Source organism: Mucilaginibacter sp. SG538B (genome assembly GCF_013376065.1).
Taxonomy (GTDB): domain Bacteria; phylum Bacteroidota; class Bacteroidia; order Sphingobacteriales; family Sphingobacteriaceae; genus Mucilaginibacter; species Mucilaginibacter rubeus.
In genome coordinates this window covers 153,802-170,704 of sequence record NZ_JABMJI010000006.1, presented here as the reverse complement: position 1 = coordinate 170,704, position 16,903 = coordinate 153,802, and the positions used below count along the sequence as shown (strand labels likewise).

At 43.5% G+C, this 16,903-nt stretch carries 9 protein-coding genes; 2 read left to right on the top strand and 7 right to left on the bottom strand.

What is annotated here, in order from left to right:
• Positions 1-14: 14 nt before the first annotated feature.
• Both FHW88_RS26400 and FHW88_RS26395 read right to left on the bottom strand, forming a co-directional pair.
• A complete protein-coding gene (locus tag FHW88_RS26400) occupies positions 15-1,385 on the bottom strand; it encodes a hypothetical protein (protein WP_090533361.1) in 1,371 nt (456 codons plus the stop codon).
• A 56-nt stretch (positions 1,386-1,441) separates the two neighbouring features.
• Positions 1,442-4,276 carry a TonB-dependent receptor gene (locus tag FHW88_RS26395; protein WP_176628595.1) on the bottom strand — a complete coding sequence of 945 codons (2,835 nt, stop codon included), beginning with the start codon at positions 4,274-4,276 and terminating at the stop codon, positions 1,442-1,444.
• Between the two features lie 175 nt (positions 4,277-4,451).
• On the opposite strand from FHW88_RS26395, the gene FHW88_RS26390 reads away from it, so the two are divergent.
• Complete coding sequence (locus tag FHW88_RS26390) at positions 4,452-4,799, top strand: ArsR/SmtB family transcription factor (protein WP_090533366.1); 348 nt, start codon at positions 4,452-4,454, stop codon at positions 4,797-4,799.
• A 24-nt stretch (positions 4,800-4,823) separates the two neighbouring features.
• Positions 4,824-5,528 (top strand): helix-turn-helix domain-containing protein, encoded by a 705-nt coding sequence (locus FHW88_RS26385; protein WP_176628594.1) that lies wholly within the window; start codon positions 4,824-4,826, stop codon positions 5,526-5,528.
• A gap of 154 nt (positions 5,529-5,682) precedes the next feature.
• On the opposite strand, the gene FHW88_RS26380 is transcribed toward FHW88_RS26385, so the two are convergent.
• From FHW88_RS26380 to FHW88_RS26360, 5 genes are all read right to left on the bottom strand, one after another.
• On the bottom strand, positions 5,683-7,023 hold the full coding sequence (locus tag FHW88_RS26380) for a vanadium-dependent haloperoxidase (RefSeq protein ID WP_176628593.1): 1,341 nt from the start codon (positions 7,021-7,023) through the stop codon (positions 5,683-5,685).
• 277 nt (positions 7,024-7,300) lie between these two features.
• Positions 7,301-9,031: a GMC oxidoreductase gene (locus FHW88_RS26375; protein ID WP_176628592.1), complete on the bottom strand. Its 1,731-nt coding sequence runs from the start codon at positions 9,029-9,031 to the stop codon at positions 7,301-7,303.
• A gap of 185 nt (positions 9,032-9,216) precedes the next feature.
• Positions 9,217-12,621, bottom strand: coding sequence for a VCBS repeat-containing protein (locus tag FHW88_RS26370; RefSeq protein WP_176628591.1), 3,405 nt, complete (start codon positions 12,619-12,621; stop codon positions 9,217-9,219).
• Positions 12,608-13,174 (bottom strand): hypothetical protein, encoded by a 567-nt coding sequence (locus FHW88_RS26365; protein ID WP_139160091.1) that lies wholly within the window; start codon positions 13,172-13,174, stop codon positions 12,608-12,610. Before FHW88_RS26365 ends, FHW88_RS26370 begins: the two co-directional genes overlap by 14 nt.
• Positions 13,175-13,188: 14 nt before the next feature.
• The gene (locus tag FHW88_RS26360) at positions 13,189-16,578 is read right to left on the bottom strand and encodes a VCBS repeat-containing protein (RefSeq protein ID WP_218117306.1); all 3,390 of its coding nucleotides are present in this window, start codon (positions 16,576-16,578) and stop codon (positions 13,189-13,191) included.
• Between the last annotated feature and the right edge of the window lie 325 nt (positions 16,579-16,903).

Genomic DNA, 16,903 nt, shown 5'->3' with positions numbered 1-16,903 from the left:
TAGTACGCTGCGGATTATTTTCCGTAAACTATCCAGGAAGCTTTCGACCAGTCATTAGCTGGATCGATCGCACCTATATAGTTGGTTTTATCAAAGAACGAATCGGATAAGGAGCCATCAAACTTGCCTGCAACAATTGCCGGTGAACCTGCTTTAGGCAATAAGTTTGGAGCAGCATTGTTAAACGGATCGGTCAACATAATATCCGCTGCAGCAGTAAATGATTTTGTGCCATCGCGGCCTTCAACTAAAGTTTTTAAACCTGCTGCGTCCAGTAAACCAGCTGTAGCCAATTTGTCAACTTTATAAGGTGAAGTTACCGCCTGTAACAAGCTGTTTTTTAAACCGCTTGTCCCGGCAATATAATACTGCGCGGTTGGGTCATTATCCAGGTCTAAGCCCGCTTTTTGCCCCCCCATTACTATGGCATTAGCCAAAATAAATTTTGCACCTCTTCTCCAGCGCATACCGTAACCGTAATCCGCAGATACTCCTGTGGCGTTATTAGGCCCTACAGCCGTAAAGTTCGACAACAAAGGGAATGTGTTAGGAGTTAATAAATAACCTTTAGCATCTGTTGTGTTATCCACTTCAAAATTGTTGGAGATATCACCGCTGGTACCTTTATTATCAGTAAATGCCGGATCTTTAACAGAGATCGCGTATTGGATCTTACCATGGTATCCGTCATCAAAATCAAAATCATCATCAGCGTTGTTATAGGCAACCAGGTATTTAGCATTAAATGAACCCCCGAAAAACTCGTAAGCATCGTCAAGGCCGCGAAGCACTTCAATGTGGTCTATTTTGGTACCGCTACCTACGGTATACATACTTAAGCCGTTTACTTCATCACCAGGGTTAACCGCTTTACCGGCATATTCAATACGTACATATTGTAAAACCCCCGAATTATCAGCATCGTTTGTGCCGCCGAATGGCTGGTGCTCGGTATCTACGCCACCTTCCAAAACAGCGTGGTTGCCATTACCCGTGGCCGATCCAACGATCACAAGGCCACCGAAATTACCTGGTTTCGGATCAGCCTCCGCCGAAGTGAAAACAATTGGCTTATCAGCAGTTCCGGCGGCATTGATCTTGCTTCCTTTATAAATGATAAGGACACCGGCTGAGTCTTTATTGCTCACAATTTTGGTTCCCGGATCGATGGTTAAAGTTGCATTATTATCCACGTAAACATAACCGCGAAGCCTGTAAGTGATATCGGCGGTCCAATGTGTGTCTTTAGTAATCTTTCCCCTCACATCCATCTTGGTAACAGCAGGAGGATTAACCGGTGGATTTTTACCCGGATCATCGTTTTTTGAGCAGGATGCTAATCCTATCATGGCTAATGAGCCAAGTAAATACAACGTTTTTTTCATAATAATTGTTAATAATAATTGATAATAAATTGAAGGCCTTTTACTGTATAGCGTGATTATTTTTTAAAACTGAAATTATATTTGAACGAAAGGGTTGTTCCAAAACCCGAATAACGGCTCTGGATGATTTTATCCTCTTTAGCATTATATGCGGTGCTCCCCGAGCTTCCGTAATTATTATACAATGCGAAGGGCTGCGCAAGCAGATCAGATACGGTCAGTTTAAGCTCGGCATGCTTTTTAAATAACGCCTTGCTTAGCTGCATATCAATCACATTCCGCGGTTTCTCATAGATATCCACGCCACCAGTAACAGCTCTGAAACGTAAACGCTCCCCTATCCTGTTATAAAGCACGTTGAATGAAAAATCACTGCCTTCGGGTGTATAATACAGGCCCGAGTTGATCAGGTAGGGTGACTGTCCCTGGAGGGGGGTAGACGCGTTACGGCCATCAGCCAGCTTTACCTTGGCATTGATGTAGGAAGCATTCACATAAAATGTTACATCATTCAAGAAACTTCCCTCAGCAATGAAATTCAGTTTCTTCCTCATCTCGGCCTCAAAACCAAAATCCTTGGCATTGAGCGCATTCTGATAAGTCAAAATATCGTTACCCTGATTGATCTGCTCGATCGGATTCTTAAATTTCTTGTAAAAAGCCGAAACCGAGATGATCTCCCCTCCTGACGGATAATATTCAAAGCGAAGGTCTGCGTTATCAATTATACTTCGCTGCAGATCCGGATTACCGCTGACAATAAAGTTAGTCTGGTAGTCAAAATAGCGAAAACTGGCAAGCTCTCTGAACTCCGGACGGTTTACCGACCTGAAGTACGCCGCGCGTAAATTGACCTTCTCCGATAAACTATAGGTCAGGTTACCTGAAGGCAGGACATCTGTATTATTATATTTCTGTTCGGTCTGGCCCAGCGGTTTGAGCGACTGCGCATACCGTTCAACCCGTGCCCCCCAAACCAAACGGATTTTTTTGTTCAGCTTATTGTCCAGCATCACATAACCCGCGTCCTGATCGGCTTTTCCTTTGTAATCGGTGGAGCTAAGGTCCAGGCGCGACAGATCGATCCCGTTTTGAGCGATACTTTGAGGACTGAAAACATTGAAGATCGTATAGCCACCAGTCAGCGGGATTGCCTTGTTTCCGAAGCCGATGGCGTCAGTGTATCCCAGCGCATCAATACTGAAATCACGGTCACGATGAGAAATAAGACCACCGAATTTCAATTTCTGCGACTCATTAAGCCACTTGAACGGAACTGCCAGGTTTGCTTTCGCACCGTAAATATTTTCATTTAATTTTGAATACACACGGCCAAGGTCATTAGGTTTGGGGCTGTTTTCGCTGGATAATGAGATATATTCGGGCTGGTTCAAAGGTGTATAGATGGTTACGATCCTTTGATCGGGCTGGTTCCGGTATGATAAACCGTAGGAAGCATTCCAGTCAAAAATAATATTCTTTTTGCCCAGCGTGTGCTGTCCTTCCAATGCAGAAGTATAAATGCCGTTTTGAGTTGTCTCTACAGAGTAGCCTTTGTAGCGCAGCGGGTCTGTTTGACCGGCCTCAAAATTCAGGGCATTGTTGGTTTGCTCGAAGTCAACAGAAAAATCGTTGTTGTAAAGGTTTCTCCAGGCAATTTTGTTTTTTCCGAATGTATAAGCGAAATTCAGCAAACCGCCAAGGCTTTTATAATTGGTGTAAGTATTACGGTCAAAGCTGTACAGAGGAAGCTCTTTCGACGCGTCATTGAACCCGGTATAGCCAATTCTGTCACCAAATGACGCTCGGTGCCCATTGCTGTAGTTCAGACTGAAATTATAACCCAGGCGATTGCCATTAGTATTGGTCTTAGAGTTGCCCGTGGAAAATTGGAAACCAATATTGGGAAGGCTCATTTGCCCTTCTTTATAATAAAAGGTATTGGGAAATTGCTGCGCTATAGCGATTTTTTCGGCACTTGTTGTCCCGGATGTATAGTCTTTTTTCACATTAGAATAAGCTGCAGGCAGCTTTCGTGAACCGTCATCGAATCCAAGGAAATCATATTTACCGTTAGGCCTCGCATCGATAAAGTTATTCTTAAGGGTAGTTTTGGAATTATAGCCAACACTTAGCGCCACTTCCAGGAACCTGCTGTCGGGAATATCTTTGGTAATAGTATTGATCGTACCACCCGCAAAATCGCCGGGCAGATCGGGCGTCGCCGTTTTGTACACGATAATATTATCGACAAGACTTGAAGGAATGATGTCAAAAGCAAAAGCTTTTTTATCCGGTTCGGAACTTGGCAGCGTTGTCCCGTTCATCATATTGTTATTATACCTTTCGGATAAACCACGGATAACAACGAATTTGCCCTCCTGCACGCTTGTTCCGCTGACGCGTTTCAAAACGTCACCAGTATTCCGGTCAGGGGATTTACGGATCATATCGGCAGATATACCATCACTTAATTGTATACTATTCTTCTGCCTTGCGTAAAGGGCGTTTACTGAAGCCTGGCGGTATGTAGCTTTCACAACAACTTCATTAAGAGCCTGCGTTGACGATTGGGTCAAAGCGACATCCAGCGAGGTTACTGCACCTGCCTGAACTTCCACATCAGAAACCGATTTGCTCTGGTAACCGATGTATTTAACAACGATACTGTATTTGCCCGGCTGAAGTCCACTCAATATATACCGGCCTTCCACATTGGTGGCAGCGCCCTTGCTGCCGCTCTGTAAGCCAACTGTCGCGCCTATGAGTGTTTCACCAGTCTTTTGGTCGATTACCTTACCGGCAATTTTACCCAATGACTGTGCAAATGAATTGGAGCTTATTAAAAAACTTAAAATAATGAAAGGAAAGAGCCGAGTAAACTTTTGCATAATCTTAAATGACGCTCAAAATTATCGGCGATAAATTAAGCCAATGTTAAGTTCATATTATCAAAAAGAATATATTGAATAATCGATATTATAGACAATATTAAATAGATCGAGAAGCTTCCAACATTCAAAAAACAAACTCTATTTTAGCACGATCAAATAATTGTAAACAGCGATGGCACAAAAGAAAACAGAAGAGTTCAGTTATCCCGACCAGTTCATCTCAGATGTATCCATAGCACTGTCGCACCCCGGTAGGATCTCTATTATCCGTATCATTGCCCGGAAACCTGGGATTACCACAGGCGAGCTCGTGGAATTTCTACCGTTCGCGCAATCTACAGTATCCCATCATTTGAAGGAGTTGATCAAAACCGAATTGATCTCGGTTAGCATCGATGGAAAAAGATCTTTGTATACATTAAATGAAAATATGTGGAGCAGATTCGCCAGACATTATGGTCGCCTCGTGGAAGAACTGGGCATACCGGATTCCCACGAAGCAGAACCGGAACAACATTAATTTATATTCTATAATATCGTATCTATGCCCGGTTCAAATATGGATATCAATAAAGCAGATCTGGAACTTTGCAACTTTGCCAGGTTGCTGGCGCTTCCAATCAGGGTATCTATCTTCAAAGCGCTTATCGCGAATGGCAACATACTATCTCAAGAGGTATTGCTTTCTCTTCCTTTTAACCCAGGGCAATTAACGAAGCATATAACCGATCTTAAAAAAGCAGGCTTTGTAACCATCAGACGCGAGAATAGAAAGATCAGATATGAGCTTAAAACATCCGATATAAAGCGCCCTGCCATGCAGTTGGCCGATCTTTTCAAAATCATCGGCAGCTACGCACCTATTGAGCCACTAAACCCTAACACCGTCGCTTCCGGGAAAGAGAGCCTCCCACCTGCCGCTTTGAGCTTTGGTAGGTTGATCAAAAAGTATAGGACAACATTAAAGTTTTCACAAGAATATTTATCCGCAGAACTTGGAATGAACCGGAGCGAATTAAGCAGGATAGAATCAGATAAAAAGGACTTTCCTCCGGGGAAGCTACAATTGCTGGCGCTGGCACTATCTGTTGAATATGATGGATTAAAAAAGCAATTCTATAGCTTCAAAATTGTGGAAATGGTTGACAAAAGCGGGTTTGACGAGGCCGTATTAAAAAATGTCAGTCACGTGCTGCAGGCCGGCATTCCCGTCTCCGAACATTTCCCAACCAAGCAAGCTACCCGATAAATGCTGTTTATATTACATTCATATGTTATGCAGGAGATTGTCACGCCCCCTTGGTGATATCCTTTTTAATGCAATGGCTGAGCATAATTCAGTATAACATTAAATGTATATTAAAGGCAACAAGCGAAGATTGAATCGATCTTACGATATAAACTCATTTTTCATGCAATTTAATCTTCATATGTAACCTGTTTAATACCAATTGCCCAACTTGCTTACCCTCTTCTGTTCCAACTATGCAGGAATTTTTAAAATGTATACCGCCATAAACGCGCGATATGCCCGCTTCCATTGCTGCTTCCCTAAAAGATCTAAAGCTACGGGGTGCTATTCCAAACTCAGTCTCTGATGTATCCCGGTATGCAAAATTATCTCCGAATTGGTTGGTCAAAATCTCGGCTGCTGCTGCCGAGATTACAGCATGGCCGCTTACGTATTCGGGGAATGAGGGCGTTTGAATATATGTTTTCCAGTCAAGGTCCAAATATTTGGTTATTACAGTCTCGGGGCGAACTAAATTATATTTATACTTAAAATACCAGCAATTGATAAATGCATCGAATAAAGCAATCGATGTTTCAGCATATGCACAAACTGTGCTGCTAAAATCGGCCTTGCACGTTTCTGAGGCTATCCCCGCGATATTCATCCAATGCCCGCCCGGTGAGAACTTCTTAGTTCCAAAGGTGGCATGTCCCACAACGTTTAACTTAAAGGCATTATCATCCCAAAAATCAGCGATGTGTTTTTGCTCTTTGGTAAGATTTGTACCAATAGACTTTACATCTAATACGTCCTTATAAAACTGGCTATTTATGTCCTTCATATCAAATAAAGGAGGTGGTGGTGGCGCCACTTGCGAAGCAGAATCGAGTATCAAAGGCCTGATCTCTCCCCAATGCGGTTCCAATGCTTGTGAATACATAGGTGGTGTAGGTACCCAACGCCCTTCTTTTTTTGTAACCGTGTATTTGTTAGCGGATCGTGTTTGTGCATAATGATCCGTTTTGCTCCATTTCATAATGTGCTTTGCAACTACATCTGAATAGTTCACCGAATGCTCAAATACATCAGAAGGCATTCCGCCATCTTTTGCTTTCTTTTTTAATGCATCGACATATTCATCCATACTCCCCTCTGGAAATGTAACCGCATTCCCTACATAGCAAAAGGCAAGCAAGGATGCAAACGGGTAATCAATTTCAACACCCGGAGCAGGTTTTGGGGTAGCGGTTAAATGCCTGATTTGACCTGCCAACGACCGGAATTTTTTAGGATCCTGGGCGGATATTACCTCGTATGCGGCGATGTTAGCATACGCATAGTTACGGGAAGCAATGACTGGGGGGAAATTATTTTCAAGTATAATGTCATTTAATTTTTTTTCCGTAATACGGTACAATTCCGGGTTATCAGTTATCTTTTGATAATCAGTTTTTTGGCAGGAACTAAGCAAAATGATAATCCCTGAAAGCCAAAGTAAAAAACGATTCATAAAAATTTATTAATTGTGACGCAGCATAGCTACTATATGAAAAGGTGCTTTTATTTGATAATAGTCATTGGCTCCGAAAAAGCCTTGTCGCTATCCAAAAATGATAGCGACATTTAAATCTACGGCCCATGGTAATTAGTCGGAACTATTGTCCCGGTATCTTCGGGCTTTGAAATTTGCTGCGTTTTGCGATAAAACAGATGCTTACCAATATTGCCGCATGTATTAATTGTATTTCGTCTGATTAATTATTAAAATTAAAGCTTAAACATGTCGCTTATAAATTGCCTTTTTTTAACTCATCCACAGCATAGTGAGCCGCGCGTGCGGTAAGCGCCATGTAAGTGAGCGATGGGTTTTGACAGGCGCTTGAAGCCATGCAGGCCCCATCAGTTACAAACACATTTTGCGCGTCCCAAACCTGATTGTGCGCGTTGAGTACCGATGTTTTTGGATCTTTACCCATACGTGCACTCCCCATCTCGTGAATGCCCTGACCAATTGCATAATTTTTATCCCAGGTTGTGATATTCTTTACCCCGGCCGCTTCATACATGGCCACCAATTCTTTAATAATATCCCTACGCATGCTTAGCTCATTCTCTTTCAAACCCGCATCCATTGAAAGTACAGGCAGCCCCCACTTATCTTTCACATCTTTATTAAGCGTTATTTTGTTATCGTGATAGGGCAAAATTTCACCAAAACCTGTCGCTCCGATATGCCATGCACCAGGTTCTGTAAGTGCATCTTTAAAATCAGCACCTATATTCATTTCCGCAACATCCCGGCTCCAGCCGTCCCTGCTGGCGCTTCCCTGGTAACCATAGCCGCGCAGGAAGTCCCTTTTATCACCAAACAAGTTAACAAAACGGGGAATATAAAAACCATTCGCCCTGCGGCCAAAATAGTATTTGTCTTCGAAGCCTTCTATTGTTCCTTGTGCGCCGAGCATATAATGATGATCCATAATATTATGTCCTAATTCGCCGCTGCTACTGCCTAATCCGCCTTGCCATACATCTGTTGCGGTATTCATCAAAACCCATGCACTGTTCAGTGCAGAAGCATTCAGGAATACAATTTTTGAATAAAATTCATAGGTTTTATTCGTTTCGCCATCCAGCACCTCAACACCCGTCGCTTTGCTGGTGTCTTTATCGTACAAAATTTTGGTTACGATTGACCATGGCCTCACGGTAAGGTTACCCGTTGCCATTGCTGCGGGCAGCGTTGAAGATTGGGTACTGAAATAGCCGCCAAATGGGCAACCCTCCCAGCACCGGTTTCTAAACTGACACTGCGTTCTTGCCTGGATAGGCGCGGTAAGATTGGCCACGCGGCCTATAAACATGTGGCGCTGTCCCTTGTAAAAAGCTTTTATTCTTGATGCCACATCTTTTTCCACACAATTTAGTTGCATAGGCGGCAAGTAGTGCCCATCGGGTAAATGGGGCAAGCCCTCCGTCGATCCACTTATTCCGGCAAATTTTTCTACATAGTCATACCATGGCGCCAGTTCTTTATAACGAATAGGCCAATCAACAGCAATACCATCTTTTGCATTAGCTTCAAAATCAAAATCACTCCACCGGTAGCTTTGCCGCCCCCATAAAGTAGACCTTCCGCCTAACTGATATGAACGCCACCAGGTAAACGGTTTAACTTCCACATAGGGACAATCTTTTTCATTTACCCATGACTTCATCAGGGGTTCCTGGGCCGCGGTCCCGTACATAGCCCAATCCCGGGATATAACAGGGTTATCTGTTTTCTGCTGTAAGGTAGCATTGCCCCGGTGTTCAAATTCCCATGGATCTTTTGTAGCGGTAACATAATCCTTTATATGCTCATAATTACGACCGCGTTCAAGCATTAATACTTTCAGCCCTTTTTCGGTTAATTCCTTTGCAGCCCATCCGCCGCTAATCCCCGAGCCGATTACAATAGCATCGTAGGTGTTTTGAATTTTAGCTTTGGTATTTACGTTCAATGAATCTATTGGCATTTGACTATATTTAGATTTATGGTATTCGGTTAAATTATAGTTCGGCAATTTCTATTTTTCGGTAATAAATTTCTGCTTCTTCGGATTGTATAATTATCCGCCCATCATTCAACGATGGTAATTCGGTTGTATTTTACTACCACCCTATTTACAATGCAGGTAATTTTATTTTATCACTATTCCCTTTACTGTATTCCATTTACTCCTTTTTTATCCGGAGCCTTTACCAGTACCTCTGTTTTATCATTATTTTTAGCTACAATCAGCAGCTTATTGTTTCCGGCTTTAATCTCTTTTATATCACGTACGGCCCCTTTTATTACGATGCCGCTTACCTGAGGTTTAACTGCCGTAAAGCCACCTTTCCCGTCTCCTTTAAGCAGCAATCCATAGCTGGCATCGTAGATCCCTGCTTCCGGTTTTGACTGGTAAAAGTTGCCTCCCAGCACAATGTCCTTTTTCCCATCCCCGTCATAGTCTTTCACCACCAGCCCAAAAACCGTCGAAAACTGCGCCTCCACCGGCAATGGCTTCATCAGGAACTTGCCATTCCGCTTATTCAGCAGCACACTGCTCCGCATTTCGCAGGCATCCAGCTTAACCATCTTTTGTAACAGGTCCCTGCCAAATATATCTTCCATCGTTTGTTCCTTATACTGGGCGTACCGCAGGTATTTCTTCTTCAGATAAGGAAGTTCGCCTACCAGGTCATGCCTCAGTGCCATCGGGTATTGTTTGTCGCCGTTATAGGTGCATACTATATCTTCTATGCTGCCCGTGCCGCTAAAGTCCCCAACATACATGCTTACCGGCTTCGCTCTGGTTGCCTTAAACCTGGAGTTTAGCCCGTGATTGCCGGCTACTATATCCGGGTAACCATCGCCGTCTATGTCCGCAATCTCCAGGCGGTTCCACCACCCATTACTCCACTCCAGACCCGCTTCGCGCGTTACTTCCTTTAAACGCCCCCCTTCATTATGGAATATCCGGATCGGCATATACTCCCCGCAGGTTACCAGGTCTGGTTTTCCGTCGCGGTCATAATCAAACCATTTGGCATCCGTAACCATACCCAATTCCGTTAAGCCCGGGGCCCTCTCCTCGGTTACATCTGTAAAAAAGCCTTTGCCATTATTCTGCAGGAGATAACCCTTGCACGGGTAGCCATATTCACCCGGCTTTAACCGCACTCCAACAAACAGGTCCTGGTCCCCGTCCCCGTCAACATCTGCTGCCGTTACGCAGGAGCTGCTCTCAAACTGAAATGACGGCAGCACCTGTTGCGATTTGCTGAAATTACCCTTCCCATCATTGATATATAGCCGGTCGATCAGATCCGTCGAGTTAGCCGAGAACTCGTTGCCTCCGCTGCATACATACAGGTCCTGGTCCCCGTCGCCATCCGCGTCGAAAAACAAACAGTCCGTATCTTCACTGGCCTTATCCTGCTCAAACAGCTTTTCGTTGCTCCGTTTAAAACGACCCGCCCGGGTTTGGATATATAATGCGCCTGGCTGGTCCTTGGCCCCGCAGATATAGAAGTCTTCCAAACCGTCGCCGTTGACATCGCCTTTACCTATCCGCGGGCCATCCGCCGAGTGCATCTGGAAGATCAGCTTTTCCCTGTCAAAATCTATAAAGTCATTTTCCTTGTGCACAAAGTCTATCCCATGGTTATCTGTACTTTGCTCAAATACCGGCTTTGAACCGGCTGCCCCTCGCACTGCTTTCCCGGGCAGTTCTGATTCAACCTCCTTTACCGTGATCGTCTGGTTCGGTTTTACTCCTTTTAATACTTTCTGCTTACCACAAGGCCATTTTACCACTATCGAATCGATCTCCTTTATTTTACCTAACCCGAAATTCAAACGGGTGTCTACGCTCGATTCAAATCCCCGCGACGGAACCTGCTCCTGGTAGTTTAAGGTATGATTATAGTATAACGTTACCTGTGCCCCTACGCCAAACCGGTTCCTCCCCTCGCCCTGCAATACTACTTTCAAATATTTATTCGCCGGCTCCAGCTTCCTGCTGTTGTTTCGGTAGATAAAGGCCGGCATATTTACATTGTTCACCACCAGGTCAAGCGCCCCATCGTTATTTAAATCACCATATGCCGAACCATTCGAAAAACCCGGATCACCAAGACCCCATTCGGCTGCCTTATTGGTAAATGTCAGGTCCCCATTGTTTCGGTAGGCATAGTTAGGCACAGCCTCCGAGGGCATACTATCTATTAGCTTCTTGTAATTTATGCCTTTATTTGTCCAAACACTTCCCATCACGTTCCGATCGGATAAACGTTGAATATAGTCCTGGTTTGTTAAGTCCTTATAAATACCGTTAGCGATAAAAACATCTTTGAATCCATCATTGTCAAGGTCAGTGATCAACGCGCCCCAGCTCCAATCGGTTGCATGAACACCTGCAAGCCGGCCTATCTCGCTAAAAGTTCCGTTGCCATTGTTCAACTGGAGCGTGTTCCTGGTAAACTGGTGATAATAATCATATCTTAAATCAAGCTGGTATTTATCCCAGTTTTCAAAAGTGGTATTTGTTTTAAGCCTTGATTCTGATGCCGGAAGCATATCCGTCACAAAAATATCAGGATGTGCATCGTTGTTAATGTCGGCCAGGTCGGCCCCCATCGATGCATTACTAATACTTTTCATCTGATCCTCAAGCGATTCTTTAAACATACCGTTGTGATTATTAATATATAGGTAATCCCGTTCAAAAAAATCGTTGGAAACATAGATGTCGTCCCAGCCATCCCCATTTACATCTCCCACACTTACCCCCAAACCAAAACCAATTACACTACCATAAATACCGGCCTGTTCACTCACATCGGTAAAATGGCCGCCATCATTCCTGAATAATTTTTGCCCTCCCAATAAATCTCTTTTATTCCGTTCATTATTCTGAATATTAAAGCTACCGATTGCCTTAAAAGAATTGCTTAACATAAAGAGATCCAGGTCTCCGTCATGATCATAATCAAAGAAAACAGCGTGGGTTGAGTATCCATTTACGCCAATTCCATATTCTTTTGCCCGTTCGGTAAAGGTGAGATTACCGTTGTTGATGTATAATTCATTCTGCTTATGATCGCCTTTAACATCGCCACTATTGCAAACATAAATATCCAACAACCCATCACCATTAACATCGGCCATAGTAACACCGGTAGACCATCTGCCGAGCTTGGTAATTCCGGCTTTCCCGGTTATGTCTTCAAACTGAAAATTGCCTTTGTTTAAATATAGATGACTGGGCACCATGTTGCCCACCAAAAAAATATCCGGCAATCCGTCATTATTGATATCTCCTATTGCTACACCGCCACCGTTATAAAAATTACGATAAGTAAAAATATTGAAATTAGCATCATACGATAATTGGTTAACAAAATCGATATGCGTTTCATTGGAATTTAAAAGTTCAAAAAGCTTATTGCCACCTCCGCTTTGCTTTTTCTGGCAACTGGTTAAAGCCAACAAAAAGAACACAAAACAGTACCTGATGCTAAAAACATCATGAATAGTTTTTTCTGTCAAAAAAGTAAAATTCACCTTATTTTTTTTCATCTGTCAGTAAATCAGTGTAATCTACTTTTACATGGGCGTCATCATATTTCCCGATGATAATTCTGCGGTTACCATCTACCTGCACAAAAATCGTCCCTTTAGCCGGGTCCGTTATACGGATAAAGTCCTTTTCCTTATACCATTTTTTCAGCATATTTAATACATCCAACTGCAGGCTATCAGCAAACATTTGTTTATTCCAAGGGGCGAAAGCATCGTAACTAAAACTCACTCTCATTTTGCTAATCTTACCTTGCCGAAAATCAGGGTAGAAATTCATGGAAGCCGGATATTTCAATTCCTTATTTAGTTTGTATAAAACTGTTGTATTGCCGGGGCCTGCAAAAAAGATCCCTTTTTTATTCATTTCCCAACAATGGGTATAAAACTCTTTTGAGGTCATCCCTAATTTTATTCCCTGAAACAGGCTATCTCTTCTCACCCCCCGCGAAAGTTCACTCGCTACTACGTTTTCATACTTTCTGTCGTCTGAATTACAAGAAAATACAGAAATGAGGCATAAAACAACCAGGATCCCTTTAAAATATCTCATAGTTAACCACCATCTTATTTAAAACTCAACACCTCTGTTTTATCATTATTTTTAGCTACAATCAGCAGCTTATTGTTTCCGGCTTTAATCTCTTTTATATCACGTACGGCCCCTTTTATTACGATGCCGCTTACCTGAGGTTTAACTGCCGTAAAGCCACCTTTCCCGTCTCCTTTAAGCAGCAGTCCATAGCTGGCATCGTAGATCCCTGCTTCCGGTTTTGACTGGTAAAAGTTGCCTCCCAGCACAATGTCCTTTTTCCCATCCCCGTCATAGTCTTTCACCACCAGCCCAAAAACCGTCGAAAACTGCGCCTCCACCGGCAATGGCTTCATCAGGAACTTGCCATTCCGCTTATTCAGCAGCACACTGCTCCGCATTTCGCAGGCATCCAGCTTAACCATCTTTTGTAACAGGTCCCTGCCAAATATATCTTCCATCGTTTGTTCCTTGTACTGGGCATACCGCAGGTATTTCTTCTTCAGATAAGGAAGTTCACCTACCAGGTCATGCCTCAGTACCATCGGGTATTGTTTGTCGCCGTTATAGGTGCATACTATATCTTCTATGCTGCCCGTGCCGCTAAAGTCCCCAACATACATGCTTACCGGCTTCGCTCGGGTTGCCTTAAACCTGGAGTTTAGCCCGTGATTGCCGGCTACTATATCCGGGTAACCATCGCCGTCTATGTCCGCAATCTCCAGGCGGTTCCACCACCCATTACTCCACTCCAGACCTGCTTCGCGCGTTACTTCCTTTAAACGCCCCCCTTCATTATGGAATATCCGGATCGGCATATACTCCCCGCAGGTTACCAGGTCTGGTTTTCCGTCGCGGTCATAATCAAACCATTTGGCATCCGTAACCATACCCAATTCCGTTAAGCCCGGGGCCCTCTCCTCGGTTACATCTGTAAAAAAGCCTTTGCCATTATTCTGCAGGAGATAACCCTTGCACGGGTAGCCATATTCACCCGGCTTTAACCGCACTCCAACAAACAGGTCCTGGTCCCCATCCCCGTCAACATCTGCTGCCGTTACGCAGGAGCTGCTCTCAAACTGAAATGACGGCAGCACCTGTTGCGATTTGCTGAAATTACCCTTCCCATCATTGATATATAGCCGGTCGATCAGATCCGTCGAGTTAGCCGAGAACTCGTTGCCTCCGCTGCATACATACAGGTCCTGGTCCCCGTCGCCATCCGCGTCGAAAAACAAACAGTCCGTATCTTCACTGGCCTTATCCTGCTCAAACAGCTTTTCGTTGCTCCGTTTAAAACGACCCGCCCGGGTTTGGATATATAATGCGCCTGGCTGGTCTTTGGCCCCGCAGATATAGAAGTCTTCCAAACCGTCGCCGTTGACATCGCCTTTACCTATCCGCGGGCCATCCGCCGAGTGCATCTGGAAGATCAGCTTTTCCCTGTCAAAATCTATAAAGTCATTTTCCTTGTGCACAAAGTCTATCCCATGGTTATCTGTACTCTGCTCAAACACCGGCTTTGAACCGGCTGTCCCCCTCACTGCTTTCCCGGGCAATCCCGATTCAGCCTCTTTTACCGTGATTGTCTGGTCCGGTTTTACTCCTTTTAATACTTTCTGCTTACCGCAAGGCCATTTTACCACTATCGAATCGATCTCCTTAATTTTACCTAACCCGAAATTTAACCGGGTGTCTACGCTCGATTCAAATCCCCGCGACGGAACCTGCTCCTGGTAGTTTAAGGTATGATTATAGTATAACGTTACCTGTGCCCCTACGCCAAACCGGTTCCTCCCCTCGCCCTGCAATACTACTTTCAAATATTTATTCGCCGGCTCCAGCTTCCTGCTGTTGTTTCGGTAGATAAAGGCCGGCATATTTACATTGTTCACCACCAGGTCAAGCGCCCCATCGTTATTTAAATCACCATACGCCGAACCATTCGAAAAACCCGGATCTCCAAGACCCCATTCGGCTGCCTTATTGGTAAATGTCAGGTCCCCATTGTTTCGGTAGGCATAGTTAGGCACAGCCTCCGAGGGCATACTATCTATTAGCTTCTTAATTACTTCCTTCTCACTACCCATCATTTTTCTTACTTGTATCGGGTTAGCCATAAATTGGATATAATCCTGATCGGTTAGGTCTTTATAAATACCGTTGCTAACGAAAATGTCTTTAAACCCATCATTATCCATATCCGAGATCAGCGCGCCCCAACTCCAGTCGGTTGCATGAACTCCCGAAAGCCGGCCTATCTCGCTGAAGTTTATCTTATTTTCGGCTAAGTTTTTATTCATAACCGGGCCCTGGTTCAGCTGCAAAACATTGCGAAGGAATTGCTGATAATATCCATTTTGGAGGTCGGACTGATACTTATCCCAGTTTTCAAAAGCTGTTTTTGTTTTTAACCTTGATTCCGGTTCAGGAAGCATATCAGTTACATAAATATCAGGATAGCCGTCATTATTGATGTCGGCTATGTCAGCTCCCATTGAGTTTTGGCTCAATTCCCTAATTGCGTCGGTAAGGCACTCTTTAAAGGTGCCGTCGCGATTATTAATGTAGAGGTAATCACGTTCAAAAAAATCGTTGGAAACATAGATATCGTCCCAGCCATCCCCGTTTACATCAGAAATAGTTACACCTAATCCAAAACCAATTTTGCTACTGTATATTCCTGCTTGTTGGGTCACGTCTGTAAAATGACCACCGTCGTTACGATACAGTTTATTCCCACCCAGGGGATCAGGAATATTGCGCTGATCTTTGATCAAATCATAGTTCCCTACCGAACGAAATGAATTATTAAGAAGGTAGCAATCCAGGTCTCCGTCGTGATCGTAATCAAAGAAAACAGCATGAGTACACAAGCCTTTATTATTTAACCCATATTCGGCCGCTTTTTCGGTAAACGTGAGGTTACCATTATTAATGAATAACTGATTACTTCTGTTTTTCCCGGAAAAATCGCCCGACTTACATATATAAATATCCAACAGCCCATCGCCGTTAACATCCGCAAAGGTAACGCCCGTTGACCATACACCTGCCGAAGAGAGCCCAGCCTTATCGGTTATGTCTTCGAACTGAAAGTTGCCTTTGTTTAAATAGAGTCTGTTTGATTTTTGATTTCCGCAAAGGAAAACATCCGGCAAGCCGTCATTATTAATATCTCCAATACCAACACCCCCACCGTTATAAAAATTACGGTAGGTATAAACATTCAGTTGTTCGGTATATTTAACATCATTGGCAAAATTTATTCCTGTGGATGATGAAGGAAGCAGTGAAAAAAGTTTGTTGCCTTCGTCTTTTTTAGGCTCGATGCGATTGCAGCCCATCAAAAATAAAAATGCAAAAAACGGTACCTGCCGAATATAGCTGGCCTCTGTGCATGAAGCATATATCTTTGCCGCCATAACGGAACGCCAAAAGGTTGTGAAAAATAAAATGACCTTTGGGGAGCTACGTTTTATTGGAGAATAAACCAATAATACAATTGGCTCAGGAATAATATTAAGTACCCGTTTAATCATTCACTTTATATAAAATAAGTTCCTTTTAACCTTGTTCAAATATTGTAGCCGTCGCAATTTCTAAACCTGATGGGTTGACAACAACTCAATCAAAACAGCAAAACACAATCAACTAATAATCAAACATTTAAATCAACATTCAGGTCAATTAGGTAAACCCGTGGTATTTAATGAGGAAAGCAAGTAATAAATCACTTGCTTTCCTTAA

What these genes read in the sequence shown, in the direction of transcription:
- FHW88_RS26360 (WP_218117306.1), bottom strand. Translation starts at nt 16,578, where the DNA reads ATGGCGGCAAAGATATATGCTTCATGCACAGAGGCCAGCTATATTCGG.
- FHW88_RS26380 (WP_176628593.1), bottom strand. Translation starts at nt 7,023, where the DNA reads ATGAATCGTTTTTTACTTTGGCTTTCAGGGATTATCATTTTGCTTAGT.
- FHW88_RS26370 (WP_176628591.1), bottom strand. Translation starts at nt 12,621, where the DNA reads ATGAAAAAAAATAAGGTGAATTTTACTTTTTTGACAGAAAAAACTATT.
- FHW88_RS26395 (WP_176628595.1), bottom strand. Translation starts at nt 4,276, where the DNA reads ATGCAAAAGTTTACTCGGCTCTTTCCTTTCATTATTTTAAGTTTTTTA.
- FHW88_RS26400 (WP_090533361.1), bottom strand. Translation starts at nt 1,385, where the DNA reads ATGAAAAAAACGTTGTATTTACTTGGCTCATTAGCCATGATAGGATTA.
- FHW88_RS26390 (WP_090533366.1), top strand. Translation starts at nt 4,452, where the DNA reads ATGGCACAAAAGAAAACAGAAGAGTTCAGTTATCCCGACCAGTTCATC.
- FHW88_RS26365 (WP_139160091.1), bottom strand. Translation starts at nt 13,174, where the DNA reads ATGAGATATTTTAAAGGGATCCTGGTTGTTTTATGCCTCATTTCTGTA.
- FHW88_RS26375 (WP_176628592.1), bottom strand. Translation starts at nt 9,031, where the DNA reads ATGCCAATAGATTCATTGAACGTAAATACCAAAGCTAAAATTCAAAAC.
- FHW88_RS26385 (WP_176628594.1), top strand. Translation starts at nt 4,824, where the DNA reads ATGCCCGGTTCAAATATGGATATCAATAAAGCAGATCTGGAACTTTGC.